26 protein-coding genes are annotated in these 23,314 nt (G+C 70.1%); 12 read left to right on the top strand and 14 right to left on the bottom strand.

The window, feature by feature from the left end; genetic code table 11:
- Positions 1-17 precede the first annotated feature (17 nt).
- The gene (locus FAF44_RS06040; RefSeq protein ID WP_237102016.1) at positions 18-872 is read right to left on the bottom strand and encodes an NAD(P)H-binding protein; all 855 of its coding nucleotides are present in this window, start codon (positions 870-872) and stop codon (positions 18-20) included.
- A complete protein-coding gene (locus FAF44_RS06035) occupies positions 869-1,900 on the bottom strand; it encodes an NADP-dependent oxidoreductase (protein ID WP_237102015.1) in 1,032 nt (343 codons plus the stop codon). The genes FAF44_RS06040 and FAF44_RS06035 overlap by 4 nt, the downstream gene beginning before the upstream one ends.
- 718 nt (positions 1,901-2,618) lie before the next feature.
- Between FAF44_RS06035 and ltrA the strand changes: the two genes are divergently transcribed.
- The 4 genes from ltrA (at position 2,619) to FAF44_RS06015 (ending at position 6,267) form a co-directional block, all read left to right on the top strand.
- A complete protein-coding gene (gene ltrA, locus FAF44_RS06030; protein WP_272894124.1) occupies positions 2,619-3,839 on the top strand; it encodes a group II intron reverse transcriptase/maturase in 1,221 nt (406 codons plus the stop codon).
- A gap of 157 nt (positions 3,840-3,996) precedes the next feature.
- A complete protein-coding gene (locus tag FAF44_RS06025) occupies positions 3,997-4,389 on the top strand; it encodes a MarR family winged helix-turn-helix transcriptional regulator (protein WP_237102013.1) in 393 nt (130 codons plus the stop codon).
- A gap of 112 nt (positions 4,390-4,501) precedes the next feature.
- Positions 4,502-5,017 (top strand): metalloregulator ArsR/SmtB family transcription factor, encoded by a 516-nt coding sequence (locus FAF44_RS06020; protein ID WP_237102012.1) that lies wholly within the window; start codon positions 4,502-4,504, stop codon positions 5,015-5,017.
- Positions 5,014-6,267, top strand: coding sequence for an MFS transporter (locus FAF44_RS06015; protein ID WP_237102011.1), 1,254 nt, complete (start codon positions 5,014-5,016; stop codon positions 6,265-6,267). The genes FAF44_RS06020 and FAF44_RS06015 overlap by 4 nt, the downstream gene beginning before the upstream one ends.
- A gap of 177 nt (positions 6,268-6,444) precedes the next feature.
- On the opposite strand, the gene FAF44_RS06010 is transcribed toward FAF44_RS06015, so the two are convergent.
- The 3 genes from FAF44_RS06010 to FAF44_RS06000 form a co-directional block, all read right to left on the bottom strand.
- Entirely contained in the window at positions 6,445-7,497 is a 1,053-nt protein-coding gene (locus tag FAF44_RS06010) for a protein kinase family protein (RefSeq protein WP_237102010.1), read from the bottom strand.
- A gap of 39 nt (positions 7,498-7,536) precedes the next feature.
- The gene (locus tag FAF44_RS06005; RefSeq protein ID WP_237102009.1) at positions 7,537-8,073 is read right to left on the bottom strand and encodes a DUF302 domain-containing protein; all 537 of its coding nucleotides are present in this window, start codon (positions 8,071-8,073) and stop codon (positions 7,537-7,539) included.
- A gap of 176 nt (positions 8,074-8,249) precedes the next feature.
- Positions 8,250-9,146 carry an aminoglycoside phosphotransferase family protein gene (locus FAF44_RS06000; protein WP_237102008.1) on the bottom strand — a complete coding sequence of 299 codons (897 nt, stop codon included), beginning with the start codon at positions 9,144-9,146 and terminating at the stop codon, positions 8,250-8,252.
- 91 nt (positions 9,147-9,237) lie between these two features.
- Between FAF44_RS06000 and FAF44_RS05995 the strand changes: the two genes are divergently transcribed.
- Positions 9,238-9,789, top strand: a complete 552-nt coding sequence (locus FAF44_RS05995) for an NUDIX hydrolase (RefSeq protein ID WP_237102007.1) — start codon at positions 9,238-9,240, stop codon at positions 9,787-9,789.
- Positions 9,790-10,067: 278 nt separating this feature from the next.
- A complete protein-coding gene (locus tag FAF44_RS05990) occupies positions 10,068-10,337 on the top strand; it encodes a hypothetical protein (protein ID WP_237102006.1) in 270 nt (89 codons plus the stop codon).
- A gap of 40 nt (positions 10,338-10,377) precedes the next feature.
- On the opposite strand, the gene FAF44_RS05985 is transcribed toward FAF44_RS05990, so the two are convergent.
- Positions 10,378-11,250: a class I SAM-dependent methyltransferase gene (locus FAF44_RS05985; RefSeq protein ID WP_237102005.1), complete on the bottom strand. Its 873-nt coding sequence runs from the start codon at positions 11,248-11,250 to the stop codon at positions 10,378-10,380.
- Between the two features lie 181 nt (positions 11,251-11,431).
- On the opposite strand from FAF44_RS05985, the gene FAF44_RS05980 reads away from it, so the two are divergent.
- Positions 11,432-12,175 (top strand): rRNA methyltransferase, encoded by a 744-nt coding sequence (locus FAF44_RS05980; RefSeq protein ID WP_237102004.1) that lies wholly within the window; start codon positions 11,432-11,434, stop codon positions 12,173-12,175.
- 47 nt (positions 12,176-12,222) lie between these two features.
- Here FAF44_RS05980 and FAF44_RS05975 read toward each other — a convergent pair whose 3' ends face one another.
- From FAF44_RS05975 to FAF44_RS05965, 3 genes are read right to left on the bottom strand one after another with little or no spacing between them, the layout of a single operon-like run.
- Positions 12,223-13,317: a sensor histidine kinase gene (locus FAF44_RS05975; protein WP_237102003.1), complete on the bottom strand. Its 1,095-nt coding sequence runs from the start codon at positions 13,315-13,317 to the stop codon at positions 12,223-12,225.
- 12 nt (positions 13,318-13,329) lie between these two features.
- Positions 13,330-14,346 (bottom strand): acyltransferase, encoded by a 1,017-nt coding sequence (locus tag FAF44_RS05970; RefSeq protein WP_237102002.1) that lies wholly within the window; start codon positions 14,344-14,346, stop codon positions 13,330-13,332.
- Complete coding sequence (locus tag FAF44_RS05965) at positions 14,336-15,826, bottom strand: alpha/beta hydrolase (RefSeq protein WP_237102001.1); 1,491 nt, start codon at positions 15,824-15,826, stop codon at positions 14,336-14,338. Before FAF44_RS05965 ends, FAF44_RS05970 begins: the two co-directional genes overlap by 11 nt.
- Before the next feature lie 375 nt (positions 15,827-16,201).
- Between FAF44_RS05965 and FAF44_RS05960 the strand changes: the two genes are divergently transcribed.
- Entirely contained in the window at positions 16,202-16,603 is a 402-nt protein-coding gene (locus FAF44_RS05960; protein ID WP_237102000.1) for a cupin domain-containing protein, read from the top strand.
- Positions 16,604-16,626: 23 nt separating this feature from the next.
- On the top strand, positions 16,627-17,649 hold the full coding sequence (locus tag FAF44_RS05955; RefSeq protein WP_237101999.1) for a zinc-dependent alcohol dehydrogenase family protein: 1,023 nt from the start codon (positions 16,627-16,629) through the stop codon (positions 17,647-17,649).
- Between the two features lie 45 nt (positions 17,650-17,694).
- Here FAF44_RS05955 and FAF44_RS05950 read toward each other — a convergent pair whose 3' ends face one another.
- Together FAF44_RS05950 and FAF44_RS05945 are read right to left on the bottom strand one after the other, a co-directional pair.
- On the bottom strand, positions 17,695-17,958 hold the full coding sequence (locus FAF44_RS05950; RefSeq protein WP_237101998.1) for a hypothetical protein: 264 nt from the start codon (positions 17,956-17,958) through the stop codon (positions 17,695-17,697).
- Positions 17,959-17,990: 32 nt separating this feature from the next.
- A complete protein-coding gene (locus tag FAF44_RS05945; RefSeq protein WP_237101997.1) occupies positions 17,991-18,854 on the bottom strand; it encodes a helix-turn-helix transcriptional regulator in 864 nt (287 codons plus the stop codon).
- A gap of 101 nt (positions 18,855-18,955) precedes the next feature.
- On the opposite strand from FAF44_RS05945, the gene FAF44_RS05940 reads away from it, so the two are divergent.
- Together FAF44_RS05940 and FAF44_RS05935 are read left to right on the top strand one after the other, a co-directional pair.
- Positions 18,956-19,456: a cyclophilin-like fold protein gene (locus FAF44_RS05940; RefSeq protein ID WP_237101996.1), complete on the top strand. Its 501-nt coding sequence runs from the start codon at positions 18,956-18,958 to the stop codon at positions 19,454-19,456.
- 41 nt (positions 19,457-19,497) lie between these two features.
- Positions 19,498-20,916, top strand: coding sequence for a hypothetical protein (locus tag FAF44_RS05935; RefSeq protein WP_237101995.1), 1,419 nt, complete (start codon positions 19,498-19,500; stop codon positions 20,914-20,916).
- Positions 20,917-21,000: 84 nt separating this feature from the next.
- On the opposite strand, the gene FAF44_RS05930 is transcribed toward FAF44_RS05935, so the two are convergent.
- From FAF44_RS05930 to FAF44_RS05920, 3 genes are read right to left on the bottom strand one after another with little or no spacing between them, the layout of a single operon-like run.
- Positions 21,001-21,621, bottom strand: a complete 621-nt coding sequence (locus FAF44_RS05930; RefSeq protein WP_237101993.1) for a dihydrofolate reductase family protein — start codon at positions 21,619-21,621, stop codon at positions 21,001-21,003.
- Positions 21,621-22,127, bottom strand: a complete 507-nt coding sequence (locus FAF44_RS05925; protein WP_237101992.1) for an SRPBCC family protein — start codon at positions 22,125-22,127, stop codon at positions 21,621-21,623. The genes FAF44_RS05930 and FAF44_RS05925 overlap by 1 nt, the downstream gene beginning before the upstream one ends.
- Positions 22,120-22,476, bottom strand: coding sequence for a metalloregulator ArsR/SmtB family transcription factor (locus tag FAF44_RS05920; RefSeq protein WP_237101990.1), 357 nt, complete (start codon positions 22,474-22,476; stop codon positions 22,120-22,122). The genes FAF44_RS05925 and FAF44_RS05920 overlap by 8 nt, the downstream gene beginning before the upstream one ends.
- 294 nt (positions 22,477-22,770) lie before the next feature.
- Between FAF44_RS05920 and FAF44_RS05915 the strand changes: the two genes are divergently transcribed.
- Positions 22,771-23,307, top strand: coding sequence for an EF-hand domain-containing protein (locus FAF44_RS05915; RefSeq protein ID WP_237101988.1), 537 nt, complete (start codon positions 22,771-22,773; stop codon positions 23,305-23,307).
- Positions 23,308-23,314 lie beyond the last annotated feature (7 nt).

Raw genomic sequence — 23,314 nt, 5'->3', positions numbered from 1 at the left:
GAGGTGCCGGTACGCGGCTACGGGGCCGGCATCGGGCTTCTCCTCCATTGGTCGAGGTGGGCGTCGATGAACTCGCCCATCGAGGTGGGCTCGCGCCCGGTGATCCGCTTCACGGCGGGGGAGAGCTCGCTGAAACCGCCGTGCCGGACGCGGTGGTAGAGGTCGTCGAGAATGCCCGCCATCCAGGGGTCGAGGCCGTCGAGGGTTTCGCGCGGGGGCGGGTCCTCGGCGCGGATCCGGTGGCCGAGACGCGCGGAGAGCTCCTGCGCGACGTTCGCGACCGGAACCGCGTCCGGACCGGTGATCGTGTGCGCCCGGCCGTGGTGATCCTCCGGCGCGCGCAGCGCGGCCACGGCGACGTCGGCGATGTCGCGTGCGTCCACCCACGCGATCGGGGCGCCGCCCGAGGGCAGGCTCAGGACGCGGTCGTCCCGGATGGCGTCGCGGTAGAACCGAGGGTCGGTCAGGACCTGGTGGAACCAGGACGGACGGAGCAGGGTCCAGGAAGCGGCCCGAGTGACGACCGCGTCCTCGACCCGGCGCGCCCAGTGGTCCGGTGAGAGGGTCTCGGCCCCCTGCTCTGACAGCAGGACGACATGCGCGTCCGGGTTCACCTCGACCAGCTCGGCGACGAGTCCGGGGGCGTCGGGACGGTCGGGGCGCATCAGGTAGATCGCGTCCACGGCGGCGACCGCCGCGCGCCAGGTCGCCTGGTCGTCCCAGTCGAAACGGACCGGATGGGTTCCGGTGTCCGGCGTCCTGGCGGGCTGCGACGACCCGGCGTGGACGAGGATGCCGGAGCGGCGTAGCCGGGCGGCCACCTCGCGTCCTGTCTTGCCTCGGGCTCCGGTCACCAGCACTGTGCGGGTCATGCCTGCTCCTGGAGCCGGACGACGGCCTTGCCGATCGTGGGCGCTCCGCTGTGCAGCAGGCCCAGCAGGGCTTCGGGTATCCGTTCGATGCCGTCCAGGACCGTCTGCCGGTGGACGATCTCGCCCGAGCGTACCCAGGAACCCACCTCGGCGCGGAAGGCGGGCATCTGGTCCTGGTGGTCGGTGACCAGGAAGCCGCGCGCGGTCGCCCGCTTGGTGACCAACTGGTAGAGGTTCCGCAGGCCGTGCGGCTCCCGGCCGTCGTACTGGCTGGCCATCCCGCACAGGGCCAGCCGGGCGCCGACCCGGAGATGGTCGATCGCGGCCTCCAACTGGGCGCCGCCGACGTTGTCGAAGACCACGTCGATGCCGTCCGGGGCGGCCTGTGCGAGGCGCGCACCAGCCGCACCGTCGTGATGGTCGAAGGCGGTGTCGAAACCGAGGTCGTCGACCAGATGGCGCACCTTGGCGGACGATCCCGCACTGCCGATCACCCGCTTGGCCCCCCGCAGCCGGGCGATCTGACCGGCGATGCTCCCGACCGCCCCGGCCGCTCCCGTGACGAACACCGTGTCGCCGGAGCGCACCGACGCCACTTGGGTGATGCCCAGCCATGCGGTCAGGCCCGTCGCGCCGAGCACGCCGAGATGGGTTTCGGCGGGCAGATCGTCGGTGTCGATCGGTACGATCCCGGCCGCGTCGATCACGGTGGCCTCACGCAGGCCGAGGAAGTGCTCGACCACCTGGCCCGGCTTGACCCCGTCCGCACGGGACTCGACGACCACGCCGATCGCTCCCCCTTCCAGCGGCGCCCGCAGCGGGAAGGGCGGGATGTAGGACGGGCGGTCGTCCATCCGGCCACGCATGTACGGGTCCACCGACAGGTGCGTGTTACGGACCAGGACCTGGCCGGGCCGCAGTTCGGGAATCTGGGTTTCGACCAGCGCGAAGTCGTCGGCCGAGACCTGCCCTTGCGGCCGTCGCGCCAGGTGCCATTCCCGGGCTCGTCCCTTGCTGGTGACCGTCATCGGAATACCTCCCGTAGATACTTGAGCCAATCAAGCATCTACACCTTGGCACATATACTTGAGTTCATCAAGTTCTTGGTAGAATCGGCGCCATGTTGCGTCCTGGAAGCTGGTCCAGGCCCACGGGTGAAAGTCCCGTCCGGGTAGGCACTGGAGCGCCCGGTAGCAGGCCCCGGTCCGTCGTGGAGACATGGCGGGCTGAGCGGGGTGTCGAGAGCCTCTTTGGAGGGAGCGAGCACGCGGGCCGTAGCGTTAGGCGAACCTTGCAGCCTCGTCAGATTCACAACGGAGAAGCCGAGCCGCTCATGTCACGGCGAAGGCCATGTCCGGTGGGCCTTGTTCCAGGGTCAGCCCGCCAGGTTCTCCCGGGGTACGGAGGATGGCACGTGTGCATGGTCTGGGCCGGAACAGGAGAGACCCGTCTGACCACGCCTTTCGTCGGGCAAGAGACCGGGCGTATAAGCCGATGGTGAAGTCGCTCGGAGGGCAGCGGGAGTCCGAGGGGGTCGTAGTACCGCTGATCGGCGTGCACCATAACGCGCCGGGAGGGAAGGACCCTCGCTTTGATCATGTTCGCGGCGAGGGTAAGCGCGAGGGCATGGCCGGGGTGACCCGGTCCAACCACCCCGATGGGCGAGCGTCCATCGCCAAAGTGCGAAAACTTCAACGCGGGCTATGGACTGCGGCCAAGCAGTCTGAGGAGCGGCGTTTCCACGCCCTGTATGACCGTATCCACCGGGGTGACGTCCTGTGGGAGGCGTGGGAGCGAGTCCGGAGGAATCGGGGAGCGGCCGGGGTGGATCGGATCACCCTGGCGCACGTGGAGGAGTACGGGGTCGGGCGGATGCTCGCCGAACTCCAAGACGATCTCCGGGCAGGTGTGTACCGTCCCGCGCCGGCCAGGCGCGTGGACATTGCCAAGTCCTCAGGTGGCAAGCGGCCCTTGGGGATACCGACGATTCGTGACCGGGTGGCGCAGGCGGCGGCCAAGCTCGTACTGGAGCCCATTTTCGAGGCGGACTTCTTGGAGGTCTCCTACGGGTTCCGGCCGAAACGGTCGGCGTTGCAGGCCAAGGAGATGATCCGTAAACGGTTCATCGATGGCCACACCCATGTCGCCGAGTTCGACATCGCCAGCTTCTTCGCCGAGATCGACCATGGCCGGTTGCTTGCCGAGGTGGGGCGGCGGGTGTCGGATCGCCGGGTTCTCAAGTTGATCCGCTTGTGGCTTCAGGCGGGGGTGATGGCGGATGGGGAAGTCGCGCGGACGGTCGCGGGCACTCCTCAGGGCGGAGTGATTTCGCCTTTGTTGTCCAATATCTACCTGCATCTTCTCGATGCCGAGCTGAGCAGGCGGGGGGTGGGGGTGCTGGTGCGGTACGCGGACGACGGTGTCGTCTGTTGCCGGTCGGCCGCCCAGGCCCACGCCGCGCTCGCGGTGGTAGAGGGGGTCCTCACGTCGCTGGGGTTGAGGCTGCATCACGGCAAGTCGAAGGTTGTTGACCTCAGGGAAGGCCGGGAAGGTTTCGACTTCCTGGGCTGTCACTTCCGGGCTCGTTTTTCGGGCCGGATGTGGGAGAAGTACGGCGTGGTCCGCTTCTACCTGCATCGCTGGCCCTCGGCGCAGGCGATGAACCGCTTGCGTGAGAAGGTCCGGACGCGGACGGGTCGCCGCCGGTCGGGAACGGATATCCGGGTGATCATCGCGGATCTCAATCCGGTCCTGCGCGGCTGGGGCAACTACTTTCGCACCGGGAATGCCGCCAGAAAGTTCGGTCAGGTGGATGACTACGTGGTGTGGATGCTGCGCCGCTTGATGATCAAGAAGCGGGGTCGCAATCTGCGGGCGGGTCAACACCAGGCATGGACTCGTGAGTGGTTTGAAGGGCATGGCCTGCTCCGCCTACGCGGAACCGTCCGCTATCCGAAGACGGCGTAACCACGTCGAGAAGATCATCGGTAAGCCGTGTGCGGGAAAACCGCACGCACGGAATTGAAAGGGGGATGGGGAAACGGGCCTACGGGCACCGCGCCCCTGACTACCAATGGCTGCACCTTCGGGGCCCGTCGCCGCATCGACCGATGCCGAGCGGGCGATGTTCGACTTCGTCGACGCCTACGACCGCGCATACGAAACGGCCGCCCTGGAGCACGGGCTGAGCGTGGCGCAGGCCTGTGTGCTCGGGCGGCTCACCCGGCAGATCGGGATGCGGGAACTGGCCGACGAACTCGGCTGCGACGCGTCCAATGTCACCCAGATCATCCGCAGGCTCGAGGCGCGCGATCTCGTCCACCGTCGGCCTCACCCCGACGACGGCCGCTCCCGGCAGATCGTCCGGACCGCCGATGGAGCCGCCCTCTACGCCGCCTTCGAGGTGTCCTTCGAGTTCGCCCGGTCCGCCACCGCCAACCTCAGCGCCCGCGAACGGGACCAACTGGCCACCCTGCTCCGCAAGGCCCTCAACGGAACACGGGAGCCGAACGGCTGACCCTTCGGGGGTGCTGCACCTGGGCTGCTGCTCGATCGGCTCGGACCGGTGCCCGCCCTGACTCCCAAAGACATGTTTGCGCTTTCCGTATCAGGTGGTGAACAATGCCGGCATGCACGACTCTGACACCGCACGTCTGCGCGCCTTCGCCCATCCGCTTCGACTACGGATCCTGTCGCTGCTGACCGGCACCAGCATGAGCGCCGCGGAACTCGCCCGCGAACTGGGCGACACGCAAGCCAACGTGAGCTACCACCTGCGCATGCTCCGCCAGGCAGGGCTGGTCGAGGTGATGGAAGAGGTTTCGGTGCGAGGGGGCAAGGCCAAGCGTTACGGCCACGACCCGTCCAGTGGGGCCAACATGCCCATGACGATCGGCGAGGAGCAGGTGCTGATGGCCGCCGCGCTCAGCACCGAACTGCGCCGGCGAGCCGACAGCTTCAAACCGGGGTCGAAGAACGCGGTCGTCGACGCCGACCTGTGGGTCACGCCGGAGTTGTGGTCGGAGATCCGGACGGCGGCGCTCGAACTCGCCCGCCGACTGCACGCCGGAGCCATGCCGCCGCACGCGTCGGGGACGATCCGCACCAGCACCACCATGGCCCTGTTCGAGATGAACGAGCAGTGAGCCGCGCGGTCCAGCCCTTACGGCACAAGAACTTCCGGTGGCTCGCCGCGGCCAGGACGATCGACCACCTGGGCAACGGCATGGCCCCGGTCGCGCTGGCTTTCGCCGTGCTGGATCTGACCGGTTCGGCGGCCGATCTCGGCCTCGTGGTCGCCACGCGGGCGATCGCCAGCGTGGCGCTGATGCTCTTCGGAGGGGTCCTCGCCGATCGGCTGCCGCGCAGGCTGATCCTGGAGGGCGCCGCGCTGCTCGCGGCGGCCAGCCAGATGGTCGCCGCGGTCGGCGTGCTCGGTGGGTTCGCCTCCATCCCGCTGCTCGCCACCCTGGGTGCGATCAACGGCGCCGCAACGGCGGCGACGATGCCGGCCGCGTCGGCGATCATGCCGCAGACGGTTCCGGCTGATCTGCTCCGCGAGGCCAACGCCCTGGTCAGGACCGGCATGTACAGCGCGATGATCATCGGTGCGTCGGCGGGCGGCCTGGCGGTCGCCACGGTCGGCTCCGGCTGGGCGTTGGCCATCGACGCGGCGACTTTCGTGGTGACGGCAGGATGCTTCGCGGGCGTGCGCACTCCCACGACGTCGGGCCGGCCGCGCAGCCGACCGCTCGCCGAGCTGTACCAAGGGTGGCGGGAGTTCAGCAGCCGCAGTTGGGTGATCGCGATCGGCCTGCAGTTCCTGGTGCTCAACGCGGTGTTGTCGGGAGCCGTCCAGGTGCTCGGCCCGGTGATCGCCGACGACACGATCGGACGTACGGCATGGGGGCTGGTCACCTCCGCCCAGATGCTGGGCGCCGTGCTGGGGGGCGTACTGGCCGCGCACTGGCAACCGAAGAGGGCCTTGCGGTACGGCGCGGCGCTCGCCGCGGTCACAGCCGTACCGGTCTTCATGCTCGCGCACCAACCGCACCTCGTCGCATTATCGGCCGGGATGCTGGTAGGCGGTCTGGCGATCGAGCAGTTCGGGGTGGCATGGGATGTCTCCCTGCAGGAGAACATTCCCCCGGAGGTCCTCGCCCGCGTCTATTCCTTCGAAGCCGTGTGCTCCTACGCCGCCATTCCGCTCGGGCAGATCGTGGCTGGGCCACTCGCCGCGGCCATCGGCATCACCACGACGCTCGACGCCGCGGCAGCCTTGATCATCCTGGCGACTCTCGGGGCCCTCACGGTGCCCGGCGTCCGGCATCTCTCCAGACGCACCGGCGCCGAGCCCCTGCCCCGTCCGATCGACCAGGCCGGCGCGACACAGTGAACGCGCCAAGATCCAGCAGCACCGCACGGGCGCGGTACAGGAGTCCGTGGACGCGGGTCGAGGTTGAGATCCGCCGTCACGCACGTACGGGCCTGCGCCCGTGCGCCGGTTCCGTCCCTCCGTCTGATGGCCTGGAGGTCAGGGGAAGGACGGTCTCACCCGAGCGGGAGGTGACCTTCAGCCGATCGGCAGGGCGTGCCGTTCGGCAACCTGGCGGATCTCCTCCAGCGGGTACGGCGTCTTCCTGCTCTCACTCTGCAGCTCGTGGTAGAAGTCGTTCAGCACGGTGGCCAGCGGGCTGTGCCGCGACAGCAGGGCCGCGACCCCGCCGGGCACGCCGGCCGGCCGCTCTCCCGCCGCCCAGTCCCGCACCAGTTCGCGCCGCCCCGGCCAGTCGGCGCCGTGGAAGGCGCCGGCCAGCCAGTTCACCAGGTACGTCAGCGTGTAGGTGCGGTCGTAGGTCAGGTGCCGGCGATAGAAGAGCTGTTCCCCCTCCGACAGGTCGAATCGGGACGACACGGCCTGCCCGAAGTCGGTCAGGTAGCAGCGGCGCCCGTCGGTGAGGACGTTCTTGAAGTGCGCGTCGAAGTGCAGCAGGCCGCCCGCGTTCATGACGGACACGGCCGCACGCAACCCCTGGTCCGCCAGGGCGCACGCGCGGTCGGCGTCGCCCGCGCGTACCCGCTCCTCCAGCCACTGGTGCAGGTTGTACGGGAAGTGCTCCAGGAAGAGCGTCAGGCTCGCCGGAGCCCCGGCCAGCGCCTCAAGGCGGCGGCGCACGCCGGGCTCGCCCTCCCAGAACGTGACCGCCCGATCGATGTCGGCCAGCTCTCCGTACAGCGGGGCGGGCTCGGCGTCAGGCAGCACCCGCCAGTGATACAGCAGCGGGAAGCCTGGGCAGCGGCCGGACAGCACCCACTCGGTGGTCATCGTGTGCGCGGCCAGCTCGCGCCAGGCGCCGAAGCCGGGCGAGCCGATGCCGTACTGGCAGAACGGCGGCAGCCCGAACAGGTCGGCCGTCGAGTGCGGGTGGCGCAGTTCGGGCTCGGTGAGGGGCACGCGTTTGACGAAGACCGAGGTGCCGCCGACCTCCAGCCGCGCGGACGTCCCGCCGATGCCGGTTCCGAGCGGCACGGCCGCGCGCTCCAGCAGATCGGCCAACTCCCGGTCGCCGTAGCGGGCCATGGCCGTGGAAACGTCATGGTGGGCGGTCAGCCGGGTGTCCGTCATCGTGATCACGTTACCGGCTCGACGAGAACATCGGCTTCGTCAGCGTCGAGCCCGAAGTTCGCGCGGCACCGGGGCGCCGAGCGCATCCAGCAGGCCGGCCAGCTTGTCGTCGAGCTCGCGTCCCACGGCGGCGATCTCGGGGTTGCCGTAACTGCCGAAGCGGCTGCTGGGCAGGTCGACCTGCAACGTCACGACACCGGACGCGCCGGCGCAGAGCACCGTGCGGAGCGGGGCGCTCAGCATGATCGCGGGGTCGTGGTGGAACATCCGCTGCGCGATCGTGTGGTTGCCCATGAGGTACTGGACGCACGGCCACTCGTCACCGGCCAGGCTCATGAGTGGCGTGATGTCGAAGCGCCAGAAGATCACGAAACCGTGCGGGGCGTTCTCGCGGGCCTGCTCGATCACCTCGTCCCACGACGCCTGCCGCCGGACGAGATCCTCGACGCGGGCGGCGTCCAGGGCGGGTACGAGCCTCTCGTAGGTGCCCATCGCCTCGGCGAACGAGCCGGGCACGGGAATCTGCAGGCGCACGTTGCTGTGCGTGATGGACGTCGCCGTGTTCGGAGCCTGCATGACCGTCCCCCTTCCCGCCTTGGTCCACTTCTAGCGGGTGCCGGGTTCGTGTGTCGAGGTGACACGCGCCGCCGGTCCGCGATCCCGGCTCGACGGCCGACGGCATGGGGCGATCGGCCGGCACATGAGCCACGGCGCGCCGGCCGAGATCGAGGACAAGCTCGAAGGCGCGGGCGTCAAACGCCTTTCAGGACACGATCAAGTGCCGCCCGGCCCGCGGGTCCCCAGTGCGGCTTGCCTCCGGGCAGGCCCCGGTCTCCGTTCTGCCCCATGAGCATCAGGAAGAGGCTCTTCATGGCGGCCAGCCCCCGGGCGCGCCGGATCGCCGCCTCGTCCGCGTGCGCGTACGCGTCGAAGAACCGTGCGGCCGTGCCCGCGGGGAGCAGCACCCATGCGGCGGCGAGGTCCCACGCCGGATCGCCGGCGAACAAGGCGCCGAAATCGATGACGCCCGAGAGCGTCCCGTCCGAGACGACGACGTTCGCGGGATGGAGGTCGCCGTGCACCCACAGCGGCGGGCCCTCCCACTCGGGGGCCTCGACGGCATCGGCCCAGACGGCCCGGACGGCGCGGACATCGCCGACGGCGTCGGGGTCAATGGCCTGCAAGAACTGTTCGAAGCCGCCTGTGCACCCCTTGGGGTGAGCGCCGAGGTCCGAACTTGCCGGGGCGTCGGCGGGCGCCTCCACATGGAGCGCCTGGAGGAAGCCCGCCAGCGTGTCGGCCGCGTGGGTGCCGCGGCTGATCGAGCCGTGGTCCAGCGGCTCGCCGGGAACCCAGGTCAGCACGGTCCAGTGCTTGGGGAAGCGTTCGGACGGTTCGCCGGACCGCACCGGGGCCGGCACCGGGAGCGGTAGGCGCGGGCCCAGCACGGGTAGCCATCGCCGCTCCTTGAACTGGAGTTCCGCGGTGGGGTCCATACGCTGCATGCGTACGACCAGCTCGTCCCCGAGACGCCACATCTGGTTACCCCAGCCGCCCGCCACCTCGCGGATGGTCAGCCCCGCGAGGTCTGGATGTTGCTCCAGCAGCAGTTCGCGGACCAGGTTCGCGGTGATCTCGATCTCGGTCATGCGGAGTAATAGTACCGAGGCGCCGGACGGAGCAGCTCTCACTCCCTCTGACGGCACCGATCAGGATCAGTTGATCCATAGGCTTGGTCGGGTGGGTGATGCCAGGGCCAGTGAGTGGACGCTGATGGGTGAGCTGGACGAGCCGGCCGGGTTCCTGGAAGTCCGTGGCCGCCGATACCGCTACCCGGACGGCAACGAGGACGTGTGGGACATCCTCATGGGCGGCGCGAGCGTCGCCGTCGTCGCCGTGACCGACGACGAGCAGGTGGTGCTGGCCCGGCAGTACCGGCCGGGGCCCGGACGGGTGCTGCTGGAGTTGCCGGGCGGAAACGCTGACGGGGACGAGCCGGTCGAGGCCGCGGCGGCTCGGGAACTGCTGGAGGAGACCGGTTACGAGGCGGCGACGCTCGAAGTGGTCATGCAGACCTTTCTGTCGTCGTATGCCGCGCATCGCCGCCACGCGGTCCTGGCCCGCGGGTGCCGGAAAGTCGCCGAGCCGAGGCTGGACGACGCCGAGTTCATCGAGACCGTGCTGATGCCGGTCGGCGCGTTCATCCAGCACGTGCTCAGCGGGCAGATGACCGACACCGACGTCGCCTTCGCGGGGCTGGCCGCCGCCGGATACCTGAAGCCGGCCGGCTGACTGTTCGCACGCGCCGCTGAGCGCCTCCAGGGGCGCATCCGCAACCCCCCGACGGCACCGTGGTCCCGCGCGTCATCTGTGGCCGGGATCGTCAGCACCGTACAAGCGCATCACCGAGGACCGGAACTGTCTGGCCGCGTCCCGCGCATCCAGGCGGCCGATGCGGAGGTGATGGTCGGCTGCGTGGCCGAGCGCGATCGTCGCGGCGATCAGCCAGCCGGTCTCCAGGTCGGTCGTGAACTCGCCGCTGTCACGGCCGCGGCGGATCGGCCCGCACCTTGACCGACGACGCGGTCTGGATGACCGACGGCACGGAGCTCACCCGCGCCCAGTTGATCGCCCACGCGGCACCGGCCCGCAAGAATGTCATGTCCGTCCAGATGCGGATCGACGACCTGTTCGTCAACGGTCACGAGTTCGGCGCCCGCTGCCGCCTCACCACAGAGCATCGCAAGCTCGGGCATCTGGTGATCGAATGGATCATGATCGGCGAAGTCGCCGACGACGGCCGGGTGCGGCGTATCCACCAACTCGGTCGTACCGCATAAGGGCTCCAACCGGCCGGCCTGTGCGGACCGAACACACCTGCTAACGCTGAAAGTGCCAGAACAGCATCGACGGCGTCCCGACGATTGCCGCGTGCGCCGCCTCGGGCGCCAGGTCGCACAGGGCCCACGGCCATACGTCCCACGGCTGCAGGAGCTCGGTTCGTTCGCCGGGCGCCCCTGGTGAGTGCAGGGGCTCCTCGCACCGCCGTACCTGGAGTCCGGCCGCCAGCGCGGCCCGCAGGTAGTCGCCGACCAGGTGGCGGTAGGTGGCCACCCTCCCCGGACGGCCGTCGGGCAGCCGAACGGGCGGGACCACCCCCCGGGCCACGCCCTCGGGATGGATGTCGGCGATCACCAGGTGCCCACCGGGCCGCAACACCCGGGCGAACTCGGTCAGGGCCGGGCCCAGCGCGGGCACATGTGTCAACGCCAACGAGCAGACCACCAGGTCAACGGATTCGCTGGGCACCGGCAGCGACGACAGGTCCCCCAGGTGGAACTCCGCCTGGGGGACCCGCCGGCGCGCCCGCTCCAGCATGTCGGGAGAGCTGTCCACGCCGCGCACCCGGTGGCCGCGCCCGGCCAGACAGGCCGCGATCCTGCCGGTGCCGCACGCCGCGTCCAGCGCCTCGCCGACCGGCAGCCCGTCGACGATCTCCCTGATGAAGGGCTCGTCGACGTCGAACGCGGCATTGGGCCCGTCGTAGGTCTGCGACCAGATCCGGTAACCCTCCACGGTATCCACGGAGGCAACCTCGACCGCGGCGCCGGAAAGGGAGTCGTCGTCAAGGAACGTGCGAATCTCGGACAGGCGCTTCTCGATGAACGCACGGTCGTGCTCGCCGGTGTGGGCCCGCATCAGGGCGATGCCCTCAAGCCCGAGCACGTACGCCAAAGGATGCTCGTAGATCACCGCGACACGCTAACCGTGGCTGCTGCGGAGAAGCCATCGAATTTCGAGCGGACGGGGGCGCGCCGGGATGACGGGAGACACAAGATGGGGCGAAGATTCCCCCTATTCTGTAGCTCGTGGGGAATCGAGGACATTCGGCGTCGGGGAGCGTGGTGGTGGACGAGGCCGACCGCCGGACCGCATGACGTACCGCCACGCGATCGACCGGACCAATCATCAGGACCTGGCCAGCGGCGCGGTGCTGCATTCGGCTCCAGGGTTTCCCGCGTTCCCCGTCCGGCTGGCCGGCGAGATCTTCCAGCGTGCGCTGGCTCTGCGCGGCGGCGACCGTCCCGCCGTGCTCTGGGACCCCTGCTGCGGCAGCGGTTACCTGCTGACCGTGCTGGCGTTGCTGTACCGGCGGCAGATCGCCTCGGTGCTGGCCTGCGACCTCGCCCCCGAAGCGCGACACCTGGCCGCACGCAATCTCGGCCTGCTGAGCCAGGCCGGTCTGGCAGCTCGCGCCGCCGATCTGGAAGAGCGCGCCGCCCGCTTCGGCAAACCGGCCTACGACTCGGCCGCGCGTGCCGCCCGCCGGCTCGCCGCCGGACTCGACGCCGCCGGAGGGGACGTGCCGCACGCGGTGCGCCAAGCCGACGCGCTCGACCCCGCCCAGCTCCAGCGGGCACTCGGCCACCACACACCCGACATCGTGATCACCGACGTCCCCTACGGCGAACAGACCCACTGGCACGGACCCAGCGCGGCGGCAGGGGTCACCGGCCTGGTCGAGGCGCTCACGGCCGTGCTCCCGCACGACAGCGTGATCGCGGTGACGGTGCGGGGCCGCAAGGTTCCCACGGACCGCGGGCCACGCCCCCAGGCATCCTTCAAAATCGGCACCCGAGCCGTCGCGCTGTTCCGAACGTCCGCACCTTCGTGGTGAGGTCCTTGCCCGGGGCCGCTGAGCGCGATAGGCAGGCGGCACCTTGATCACGTCTTCTCCGGCAGTGGGATGCGGGCGTGTACGGTGAAGCCGCCCTCATGGGCGGGCCCGGCGCGCATCTCACCGCCGCACAGTGACACCCGCTCGGCCATCCCCGCCAGCCCGAGCCCCGGCCGGACAACACCGGGACGCGGTCGCCCGTCATCGTTGATCTCCACCTCCACCAGGTCGGGCAGGTACGCCAGCCGTACCCGTGCCCGTGCTCCGTCCGCGTGCTTGCGCGTGTTGGTGAGCGCCTCCTGAACGATGCGGTAGACCGCGTGGTCCACGGTCGTCGGCAGCTCAACCGCCTCTCCCGAGGCTTCCAGCGTCGCGTTGCCCGACTCCTCGATCAGCGCCGGCAGCCGCGCCACCCCGACGCCCGCCTGGTTCTCGATCGGCTCGCCGTCGGTACGCAGCACGTCCAGCAGGCGGCGCATCTCCGTCATCGCCTGGCGGGCGGTGTTCTCACCGGTGAGCAGGGCGAGCCGGGCACGTTCCGGGTCGGTCGGGATCGTCCGCCTGGCCACGCCCATGTAGAGGCCGACCACGCTGACATGGTGGGCGATCACGTCGTGCAGTTCGCGGGCGATGCGGCGGCGTTCGGCGCGAACCGCGTTCTCGGCGATCTGCACCTCACGCCGGTGGGACAACTCGGCCTGCAGGCGCACGATGTACCCGGCCGCCACCGGCAACGCCGGGGCCAGTGCGAGAGGCAGGATCATCGCGGGCGAGCCGCCCGCGATCGCCGCCGGCATGTTGTGGACCACCCAGCCGCCGGCCACGGCCAGCGCCGCCGTGACGATCGAGGCAGGCGCCGGGGTATGTCTGCCCACGGTGTAAAGAGCGATGAGCATGGCGCTGACCGGCGCATCGTAGGGGAACGGCAGTGTGCCCACCAGGTAGAGCACGCCGACGAGCCCGGCCACGACGATCGGCTGCCGCCGCCGCAGCAACATCAGTCCCGCCGACGCCACCGCGATCGACACCACCCTGACGTCCAACCCCGTATACGGGAAGCCGAGCAGCTCGGCCGCCAGCACCAGCGCGGCCGTCGCGGCGTCGCGCACCCAGGGGCGATCCCGCCAGATCGTGCTGATCATTCCTCCAGGGCATCACAGGTGGCGAGCGCGGGGCAATCGCCGTCGGGGCCGCGGCGGGCTTGCCGGCACCAGCAGCCCGATCAGCACCGTCGCGCAGAGCGGCAGCCAGGCCAGCCGCAGTGCCGGCCAGGCCGCGCCGGTCGGCTGGCCGGTGAGCCCGGCGATCGGGCCGAATCGGAGCGTGACCAGCGAGATGAGGGCGAGCGCCGTCTGGTGCCAGAGGTAGAGCGGGACCGCGGCGTCGCTGATCACGGCCGTGATCCTGAAGCCTGTGGCGCGATGGCCGAGTCGGTCGCCCGCCAACGCGGCGAGCCCGCACTGCGCGCAGCCGAAGGCGAGCAGGACCGCGTTCGGCGGTGCGACATCCGGCATCGGCACGCCCGCCGTGCCGATCGGGTGAGCGCCGAGGACGATCAGTGCCGCCGCGAGTATCCCGCCCCCGCCGAGCAGCCACGCGCCGTTGATGCGGCGCTGCCTCCATGCCAGACCCAGAAGGAACGGCACCGCCCAGACCGAGACCGCGTTGACGTAGCCCAGCCATCCCGACGAGGGCCAGGTGAAACGGAGGAAATCGACGACGGCCACGCAGAGCGCGGGAACGAGAGCCGCCTTCCAGCCATGGCCCAGCACCGCCCGGCGCAGCCACGGAGCGATCGCGGTCAGCAGCAGGTACGGCACCAGGAACCACAGCGGCTGGAGCACGGAGCCGAGGATCTCCCGGATGGTGGCGAGGGAGAATCCGTTGACCGACAGGACGGCCGTGCCCGCGGCCCAGGCGAGCAGGAAGGCCGGCACCGTTCTCAGAGGCGGCGCGCTCCGGGGCTCCCCACATGCGTATCCGCTCGCGAAGAAGAACACCGGCAGGGTCTGCAGCAGCCAGGTGACGGGCGCCCACTCCGGCAGGGCCATGGGTGTGCTCGTCACGTGCAGGCCGTCCGTGACGACGTAGGAGGTGACGAGCCACTGCCCGAGGACACCGGCCGTGACCGACGCGGCGAGCAGCACGTCGACGCGCTGCTCACGACGCACGCGCCGTCCCCGTCACCGCGATGTGCGCGATCCGCGCCAAGGTCGGGCTGCCCGGCCTGAGGTACGTGTGATGCCGGACGTCGCCGCCATCGACGATCCGCGCGCCGAACTCGGTATTCACCGGATCGGTGCCGAACCCGAACGGCCCGATGAGCACGCCGGGGCGGAACACGTCGTCGTTGCCACCGAGCGCCGCCCAGACCCGCGCCCGAGTACGCAGGTCCGACACCCTCCTGACGCCCAGGCCAGGACTCCCCGTGACGATGAGGTCGTCGACCGGTGATCCCGCGACGGCGCGACCGCAGACCACGGAGCCATAGCTGTGGCAGACCAGGCTGACCCGTACGTTCGGCGGCAGCGCGGAGATCAAGGACCTCAGCCGCTCGGCCCCCCGCTCCGCCGGCCAGGTGGTCACGATCTCCGGGTTGACCAGGTCGGGCGTGTCGTAGCCCAGCCAGCCGAGCACCGCGGTCCCCGGGCCCAGGGTGGCGGCCTCGTCGTGGAGCGCGTGGGCGGCCCGCCCGGGGCTCTCCGGGGAGTCGTCGAAGGAGGCCAGACTCTGCCCGGAGCCGGGCACGTAGACGATGACCCTCGCCGCGCCCGCGAGATCTCCCACGACCTCGATCGCCTGGCCGTCGCCCTTGCGGCTCAACGCCAGGAACTGGCGGCCGGGCCACGCGGTGCGGGCGTAGCGGTCCTGGAGCGCGGGAGCGGTGAAGGAGGGCGGGAGAGGCAACTCGTCCACCACCGGCCGACCGGCGGCAGCCGTTCCCACGGCGAGCACGACGGCCGGCAGCAGCGCCCGGAAGGGCGGCGTACGCGAACGACGGGCATGCGCCGCCGAGCGGGACTCCACCCGTTCGTACACGGTGACCGCGTACGGGCGCACCGGGTGCTCGTACGGGTGCTCGCTGACCTTGCGGAAGCCCGGGTTCTCGTCGAGGTGCCGGTAGAGACCGCGGGCCTCGGGCCATTCGTGCACCAGCACCAGGACGGCACCCGGCTCCATGAACGAACGGAACCGCCCGAAGAGCGCGCGCAGCCGTTCGCCGCGGCCCGCGTAGTACAACGTTTCGGCGCAGATGACCAGGTCGAAGGTACCGCCGGGGTCCTCGTTGAGCAAGTCCAGCGTCGCGAACCGCGCCGCGCCGCCCGCCTTCGCCGCCGCCCGGCTGACCGCCCGATCCGAGATGTCCACCCCCCAGCACTCCGCGCCCGGGTACGCAGCGGCCAGCCGGCGGGTGAACGCCCCTTCGCTGCATCCCACGTCCAGGATCCTGCGGTAGGCGCCGTGGGGCACGTGCCGCAACGTCGTCTCGTACTTGTCGATCTCATAGGGCTCGGTCTCGTATCGCCACGGGTCAGGAACGTGATGAACCCACTCGAAGTAGTGGCGGAGGAAGCGACCCTGGGCGGAGGCGGGAAGCAGCGAAAGGAGCCGGTAGAGCAACCGGTGCAGGCGATCGTGGACGGTGGGCATGTGTTCAAGCCTGCTGATGCCCACGCCTGAGTTCATCGACGGTGGGAACGATCTCTCGCCGAGACCACGTTCCTGGCGTCGCGACGTCTTCAGTACTCCAGTACTGGGACACAGGGCCTTCCGGTCCCGGGCGCGCGCCGGGCAAAGGAACGCTGTGGAGCAGGCCATCTTCTCCCACCGGGACAGATAGCCGAACCGGTTGGCGGAAACAGGGCGGCTGAAGGAGGTGCTGCCGATGCCGAACGACAAGCCCACCGGCGCGCAGGCCAGGTTCGGGAGCTCAGGCACGCGATCACCCATCCGGCCCGCTGCGCCGGCCGGCCGGACGCGATGACCCAACCGAAGAAGATCATCCAACCGGGAGGCTGACCGACCATGCAGCTCATCAAGCAGCCGCCCACCAGCAAGGCCCCGGCGGACCTGTTCACCGGGGACGTCTGGTGGGATGTGATCTACCGGGGCGAGGAAGCCTCGCGGGCACGGGCGAACATGGTCCGCTTCGCGCCGGGCGCCCGCACGGCCTGGCACTCCCACGGGCTCGGCCAGACCCTCTACATCGTGGCGGGCGTCGCGCTGATCCAGTCGCGTGGCGGGCAACTGATCGAGGCCCATCCAGGCGACATCATCCACACCCCGCCGGGCGAGGAGCACTGGCACGGCGCCGCTCCCGACCACTTCATGATCCACCTGGCCCTGTGGGAGGGCGACGACACCACCTGGCTGGAGCACGTCAGCGACGCCGACTACGGCGCGGCACGCTCCAGCACCCGCCACTGAGACCACACCGAAGGGAATCCATCATGCGCGGAGTAGTCCTGCACGCCCCGGGCGACGTCCGGGTCGAGGACCGGCCGGACCCGGCGATCATCGAACCCACCGATGCGGTCATCCGGGTGACCGCGTCCTGCGTGTGCGGGTCCGACCTGTGGCCTTACCGCGGGGTGGAGCAACTCGACGGACCTGCCCCGATGGGCCACGAGTACGTCGGTGTCGTCGAAGAGGTCGGCAGCCAGGTCACCACGATCAGGCCGGGCCAGTTCGTCGTCGGCTCCTTCTTCGCCTCTGACAACACCTGCGAGATCTGCCGGTCGGGCTACCAGAGCGCGTGCGTGCACCGCGTGCTGATGGGCGGCATCGGCACCCAGGCCGAGTACGCACGCATCCCGCTCGCCGACGGCACCCTCGTCGCCACGCCCGGCATGCCGGAGCCTGACCTGGTCCCGAGCCTGCTGGCCGCCTCCGACGTGCTGGGCACCGGCTGGTTCGCCGCCGTCGCCGCACAGGCCGGGCCCGGCAGGACGGTCGCCGTGGTGGGTGACGGCGCGGTGGGGCTGTGCGCGGTCCTGGCCGCCAGGCAACTCGGCGCCGAACGCGTCATCGCCATCAGCCGTCACGACTCCCGCCAGCGGCTGGCCGTGGAGTTCGGTGCCACCGACATCGTCACCGAACGCGGCGACGACGGCGTCGCCCGCATCAAGGAACTCACCGATGGGCTCGGCGCGCACAGCGTCGTCGAGGCGGTCGGCACCCAGGAGTCGATGACCCAGGCCATCGGCTCCACCCGGCCCGGCGGGCACATGGGTTTCGTCGGCGTCTCCCACGACGTCTCCCTGCCCGGCGACGAACTGTTCTTCTCCCTCATCCACCTCCACGGCGGCCCCGCGCCGGTCCGCCAGTACCTGCCGGAGCTGATCGACCTCATCTGGAACCGGCGGATCGACCCCGGCAAGGTCTTCGACCTCACCCTGCCCCTGGATCAGGCGGCCGGGGCCTACCGCGCGATGGATGAGCGCCGCGCCATCAAGGCCCTGCTACTGCCCTGACCCCCATTCGTCACCGGAGCCTCGGGACCATGCTCTCGCCTTCCATCACGCGGACTCGCAGACGCAGAGCTGAAGCGGCGAGTCCACGGCGAAGGGCCGGCCGGACCAGTCGCCGAAGCGCTCGACGAGCCGAAGGCCGCCGAGCGAGACGAGCAGCGGCAGTTCCTGCGGGAAGATGCTCCTGATGTCGAGCGGTGCGACGACGAAGTCGGGCTCGGAGTCAGTCGAGAGATGCCACGTCCCGCGGGTGACCTGCGCGGGCGCATCGGGGATCAGCTTGTGCCCGGTAGCGCACCCGAGTTCCAGCACCCGCCCGCCGTGCCGATCGGCGTCGGCGCGTGTCAGGTGTGTTCCGTGTGTGGGTGGGTGGCGGTCCAGGAGGCGAGCAGGCGGAGGGCGTCTTCGGAGGGGGAGCCGGGTTCGGCGGTGTAGATCGTCATGGACAGGTCGGGTTCGGCGCGCAGGTCCATGCTCTCGTAGGCGAGGGTGAGGTCGCCGACGACGTGGTGGTGGAAGTGCTTGACGCCGGTGCCGTGCGTGCGGACGTCGTGGGCCGCCCAGCGGCGGCGGAAGTCGTCGTTGCGGGTGGACAGTTCTCCGACCAGGTCGTGCAGGTCTTTGTCGTGCGGGTCTTGGCCGGCGGCGGTACGCAGGTTGGCCACGGTCATGTCGGCGGCCAGGTCCCAGTCGGGGAAGAAGCGGCGGGCGGCGCTGTCGAGGAAGGTGAAGCGGGCGAAATTGGGCGGCCGGGCCGGGCCGGTGTAGAGGTCGTGGTACATGGCCCGGCCCAGGTGGTTGGCGGCCAGCAGGTCTGAGCGGTGGTTGCCGATGATCGCCGGGGCGGTGATGGTGTCGAGCATCCCCTGCAGGCGGGGCCGTACGGTCGGCTGCCGGGGGCGGCGCCGGCGCAGGATGGCGTTGCTGCCGTCGGCCTCGTGCGCGAGGCGGAGCAGGTGGGCGCGTTCGGCGTCGTCCAGGCGCAGGGCGCGGGCGATCGCGTCGAGGACGCCGGCCGAGACTCCGGCCAGGGAGCCGCGTTCGAGCTTGGCGTAGTACTCCACGCTCATCCCGGCCAGGGCGGCGACCTCGCTGCGCCGCAGCCCGGGAACGCGCCGCCGGCCCGCGACGGGCAGGCCCGCCTGCGCGGGGGTGATCTTGGCGCGCCGTGAGGTGAGGAATTCGCGCACTTCGGACCGGTTGTCCATGCCACGACGGTACGCCGGGTCTTCGGCGCGTGGGATGTACTGGCCGTACACCCATCAGGAGTGACTTCCTCCCGCGGGCAGGCCCGGATGTGCTGGAGGTCATGATCACGACCACCACCGCGTGGACCCGCCGCCTGGCCGCCTGCCTGCTGTCCGCCTCCCTGGCCGCATGCTCGTTCTCAGCAGGCCCGCCGACGTCTTCGCCGGGCACGTCGAACGCCGCCTCGGGGATGCCGGTGGTCCTGCGGTTCGGCGACCAAGCCGTCACCGCGACGTTGACCGACACGATGATGTCGCGGCGGTTCACCGCGATGCTGCCGCTGACCGTGCACCTGACGGACGCCTGGGGGCAGGCGAAAGCGGGGCCGCTGCCGCGCCCGCTCACGGCCGAGGGCGGCACGCCGGTCCATGATCCCACCACCGGCGGCATCTATTTCTGGCCCGTGAGCGGGATGATCGCCGTCTACTACGACGACCTCGGTCAAACGGTGCCCGACCCCGGCCTGATCCGCCTCGGCACCGTCGAGGCGGGCCTGGACAGCCTTTCCGGCGCGGGCGACCGTCTCACGGTCCGCATCGAGCCGGCCATGACCACCTCCTGACCGACCGCCCCCCACCATCGCGTCTCGGTAATCTTCAGCAGATGATCACCTATGAGGAGTTGACCCCGTCCGAACGAAAGGTGTGGGACGGCTTTCCCGCCGGCCGCCGGGTGGACCTGTCGGGCCTGAAGGACAGGCGGCGGACGGTGCGGGCCTCTGTGCTGAGGGCGCTGCTGCTGCGGGCCTCGGGCGAACCCGGCGACGAGGCGTCGCTGCTGAACGTGGTGGGCGCACGCGTCACCGGCTCGCTGATCCTCAACGGCTGTGAGATCCGGCATTTGCTGATGTTGGAGGACTGCGAGCTGGAGGGACGGGTGAGTCTGGCCGGGGCCACCACCCAGGCCATCGGGTTCGTCGGCTGCCGCCTGCCCGGCATCTGGGCGCCGTCGGCCCGCATCGGTGGCCGGCTCGACCTGCGCCGCTCGATCATCGGGAACGTGGACTACAACCCGCTGCAGCTCCTGCACACCCACATCGCCGGCGCGCTGCGTCTGGACGACGCCGTGGTGATCGCCCCGGGCAGGCTCGCGCTGTCGGCGGGCGGCCTGCAGATGGACGGCGCCATCGTGGGCGACCGGATGCGCACCGAGGGCGGAGTGCTGCTGCCCGGGGCGCGGCTGTCCGGTGGCCTCTTCATGGCGGACGCCCATCTGAGCTGCCCGGACGGCACCGCCTTCGGCGCCGACAACGCGACCGCCTCCAGCATGCGCTGCGCGTTCACCGTTGAAGGCGCCGTGCGGCTGCGTGGTGTGCAGGTCGCGGACCTGCTGTCGTTCGAAGGCGCGAACCTGACGACCCTGTCGGTGGTCGGCGCCCGCGCGGCCGAGCTGGACCTGCGCTTCGCCGTCCCGCCAACCTCGGTGGACCTGCGCAACGTCCAGGTGTCCTGGGCCTACGACGCCGCCGCCACCTGGCCCAGCGAGCTTCGGCTCCACGGGTTCACCTACGACTCGCTCGACGGGAGCGACGCCGCCGCCCGCCTGGGGTGGATACGGCGCAACCCCGCCTACGCCGCGCAGCCGTACGAGCAGCTCGCGGGGCACTTTCGCCGGGTCGGCCACGACGACGAGGCGCGCCGGGTGCTGCTGGCCAAGCAGCGGCACCGGCGCGCGACCGCCCGGCCGCTGTCGCGGGTGTGGGGTTATCTGTTCGACGCCACCGTGGGATACGGTTACCGGCCCTGGCTGGCGGCGGTGTGGCTGGCGGTGCTGGTGCCGGCGGCCACGCTGGTGTTCGGGTCGCACACCCCGATCCCGGTCAAGAAGGGCGAAGGGGCGCCGTTCAACGCCCTCGTCTACACCCTCGACCTGCTGATCCCCATCGGCGGACTCGGGCAGCGCACCGCCTGGTACTGGCCCGACCAAACGGTTCAGTGGCTGGCCTACCTGCTGATCGCCATCGGGTGGGCCCTGACCACAGCCATCGTGGCCGGCGCGACCCGGGCGCTGGTCAAAACCTGATCGCGCACCGGACGCGGCTCCCCGGGGCCGATTCGGCCGGACACTTCGGTAGCCGGCCCAGTGTGCGTCGGGGGATCGAGACGGTTACCGCTCCCGCACCGCGTAGGTCAGGTGGGTCGCCCGCTGCGTCGGCTCCGCGCGGACCTGCGTCAGAGCCACGCGGCCCGCGTCCACGCCCTCGAACAGGCGGATTCCGGAGCCGAACAGCACGGGTGAGAGCGCGATGGAGAACTCGTCGACCAGGCCGGCGTTCACGTACTCCAGGATCGTCGCCCCGCCGCCCGCGATGCGGACGTCGCGGTCGCCGGCGGCCTGCCGGGCCTGGTCGAGCGCGGTCTCGATGCCGTCGTTGACGAAGTGGAAGACGGTCCCACCCGGACGCTCCCAGGGGTCACGCTTCTCGTGCGTCACGACGAACACCGGCGTGTGGAACGGTGCCTCCTCCGGCCACATCTGCTCGCCGGCGTCGAACATGCGCCTGCCCATCACGCTCGCGCCGGTGCGCTCGAACGTCTCCCGTACGATGTCGTTGTCGCGCCCTTCCTCACCACCCTCGCCGAGCTTCAGGTTCTCCCGGAAGAACCGCTGCGGGAAGATCCACCGCTGCAGTTCCATCCACTGCCGCCCCATCAGCTCCCCGAGGGACCCGGGTGCGATGAAACCGTCCAGCGACATCGACACGCTGAAGAACACCTTCCCGGTCATCAGCCCTCGGCTCCCTTCCGGACGATCTCGGTGACGTAGGCAGCCAGGTTGCTCAGGGTCTGCCCGCCGGCCTCGATCGCGTGGTACTTCTCGACCGCTTCGTCGCGCTGCTTCTTGGTGGGGAACACCGTGCGCATCTCGATCCGGGTCGCCGCCCCGTCGGGCGCGAACGCGAGGACCGACACGAAGGCGTTCGGGTCGTCGCGGTGTTCGCCGTGCAGCAGCGCGATCCCCTCCGGCGGGACGATCTCGGTCCAGGTGATCCACTCCTGGTAGTCCGTCCCGTCCGGCCCGTGCATCACGAAGTCCCACTCTCCGCCGACGCGGAACTCGAAGGACCGTGTGGTGGTGGTGAATCCCTCCGGCCCCCACCACTGCGACAGGTGCCGCACCTCGGTGAACGCCTCGAACACCAGCTCCCGTGGGGCGTCGATGACCCGGGAGATCACAATCTCGCGGTCGGCCGTCGCGGACTGCGCCGGCGTTCCTTGACTCGTCTCACTCATCAGTTACTTCCCTTTCCTGACTTGCCTGCTTGAGGTCCTGCACGTAGGCCTCCAGCCGGTCGAAGCTCTCGTTCCAGAACCGCTCGAACCCGCCGGTCCACTCGTGGACCGGTCGCAGCCCGCGGGCGTCGAGGCCGTACAGGCGCTGTTTGCCCGCTTTGCGGTCCCGCACCAGCCCGACCTCGCGGAGCACCCGCAGGTGTTTGGACGCCCGTGGCTGGGTCATCCCCAGCTCCTGGGCTAACTCGGTCACCGGCCGCTCACCCGCCCGCAGCAGCACCAGGATCTCCCGGCGCTGCGGCTCGGCGATCGCGTTGAAGACGTCCGACGTCGTCGCTGCTCGTGCCATGGCTGCCATCATATGCCCATATCGGCATGCGTCAATTCAGGGGAGTCGGGGGCAGGCTTGAAGGTGACAGTTACCTGTCCCTAATTCCGTGCGCCGATCCACGACGCCGTCCAGCGGCGGAGGTGTCCGATTCCTTTGGCGTCCTGTGTCACCGTTTCGGCTCTTTCCATGATCACGACTTCGTCGTGTGCGGCACGACCGCGAGCCATCCGCTCCTGGTAGCCCCGTTCTCAGTCGCTGAAAGTGCTCATAACATCTCTCTCAGCAACCGCCCCCACCTGAGGAGACAGTGACGTGTCCGAGAATGCTGCCTACCGCCTGGCCCGCCTGCAAGCCCGATTCGCGCTCCTGGATGTCACCGGAGACGGGCAGCTACGCGCTGAGGACTTCGACCGCCTGGCCGAACGAGTGATCAACGCTCTCGGGATGGATCGGAACTCGGACAAGGCCCACGCGCTCGTCACCGGTTGCCGCACGTACTGGCAGGGACTTGCCGGCGCCACCGAAGAGGAGCAGGGCGGCGCTGTCACCTTCGACGCCTACTCGGCGACCACCCCTGACTCCGACCACTTCGACGTCTACGGCCAACCCTACGCCCGCGCTCTGGTCGCCTTGGCCGACCGCAACGACGACGGGTACGTCGAGCCGGCCGACTTCCTTGCCTGCATGTCGGCGATCGGCTTCGACCTGCAACGGGTCAAGGAACTGTTCAACATACTGTCGCGCAAGGGCCGGATCGCCACCGGCGACTGGCAGAAGGCGATCAAGGACTACTACGTCAACGACTCTCCCGACGTCCCCGGGCAACTGCTGTCCCGGCGATCCTTGTGACGGCCGA

The sequence above is a fragment of the Nonomuraea sp. MG754425 genome (genome assembly GCF_021699195.1).
Taxonomy (GTDB): domain Bacteria; phylum Actinomycetota; class Actinomycetes; order Streptosporangiales; family Streptosporangiaceae; genus Nonomuraea.
The sequence above is the reverse complement of the archived record's forward strand: the minus strand, read 5'-3'. Positions and strand labels throughout refer to the sequence as shown.

Coding starts and splice junctions, on each gene's coding strand:
- FAF44_RS06040 (WP_237102016.1), bottom strand. CDS start 872: ATGACCCGCACAGTGCTGGTGACCGGAGCCCGAGGCAAGACAGGACGC.
- FAF44_RS06035 (WP_237102015.1), bottom strand. CDS start 1,900: ATGACGGTCACCAGCAAGGGACGAGCCCGGGAATGGCACCTGGCGCGA.
- FAF44_RS06025 (WP_237102013.1), top strand. CDS start 3,997: ATGTTCGACTTCGTCGACGCCTACGACCGCGCATACGAAACGGCCGCC.
- FAF44_RS06020 (WP_237102012.1), top strand. CDS start 4,502: ATGCACGACTCTGACACCGCACGTCTGCGCGCCTTCGCCCATCCGCTT.
- FAF44_RS06010 (WP_237102010.1), bottom strand. CDS start 7,497: ATGACGGACACCCGGCTGACCGCCCACCATGACGTTTCCACGGCCATG.
- FAF44_RS06005 (WP_237102009.1), bottom strand. CDS start 8,073: ATGCAGGCTCCGAACACGGCGACGTCCATCACGCACAGCAACGTGCGC.
- FAF44_RS06000 (WP_237102008.1), bottom strand. CDS start 9,146: ATGACCGAGATCGAGATCACCGCGAACCTGGTCCGCGAACTGCTGCTG.
- FAF44_RS05980 (WP_237102004.1), top strand. CDS start 11,432: ATGACGTACCGCCACGCGATCGACCGGACCAATCATCAGGACCTGGCC.
- FAF44_RS05975 (WP_237102003.1), bottom strand. CDS start 13,317: ATGATCAGCACGATCTGGCGGGATCGCCCCTGGGTGCGCGACGCCGCG.
- FAF44_RS05965 (WP_237102001.1), bottom strand. CDS start 15,826: ATGCCCACCGTCCACGATCGCCTGCACCGGTTGCTCTACCGGCTCCTT.
- FAF44_RS05960 (WP_237102000.1), top strand. CDS start 16,202: ATGCAGCTCATCAAGCAGCCGCCCACCAGCAAGGCCCCGGCGGACCTG.
- FAF44_RS05955 (WP_237101999.1), top strand. CDS start 16,627: ATGCGCGGAGTAGTCCTGCACGCCCCGGGCGACGTCCGGGTCGAGGAC.
- FAF44_RS05945 (WP_237101997.1), bottom strand. CDS start 18,854: ATGGACAACCGGTCCGAAGTGCGCGAATTCCTCACCTCACGGCGCGCC.
- FAF44_RS05940 (WP_237101996.1), top strand. CDS start 18,956: ATGATCACGACCACCACCGCGTGGACCCGCCGCCTGGCCGCCTGCCTG.
- FAF44_RS05935 (WP_237101995.1), top strand. CDS start 19,498: ATGATCACCTATGAGGAGTTGACCCCGTCCGAACGAAAGGTGTGGGAC.
- FAF44_RS05930 (WP_237101993.1), bottom strand. CDS start 21,621: ATGACCGGGAAGGTGTTCTTCAGCGTGTCGATGTCGCTGGACGGTTTC.
- FAF44_RS05925 (WP_237101992.1), bottom strand. CDS start 22,127: ATGAGTGAGACGAGTCAAGGAACGCCGGCGCAGTCCGCGACGGCCGAC.
- FAF44_RS05920 (WP_237101990.1), bottom strand. CDS start 22,476: ATGGCACGAGCAGCGACGACGTCGGACGTCTTCAACGCGATCGCCGAG.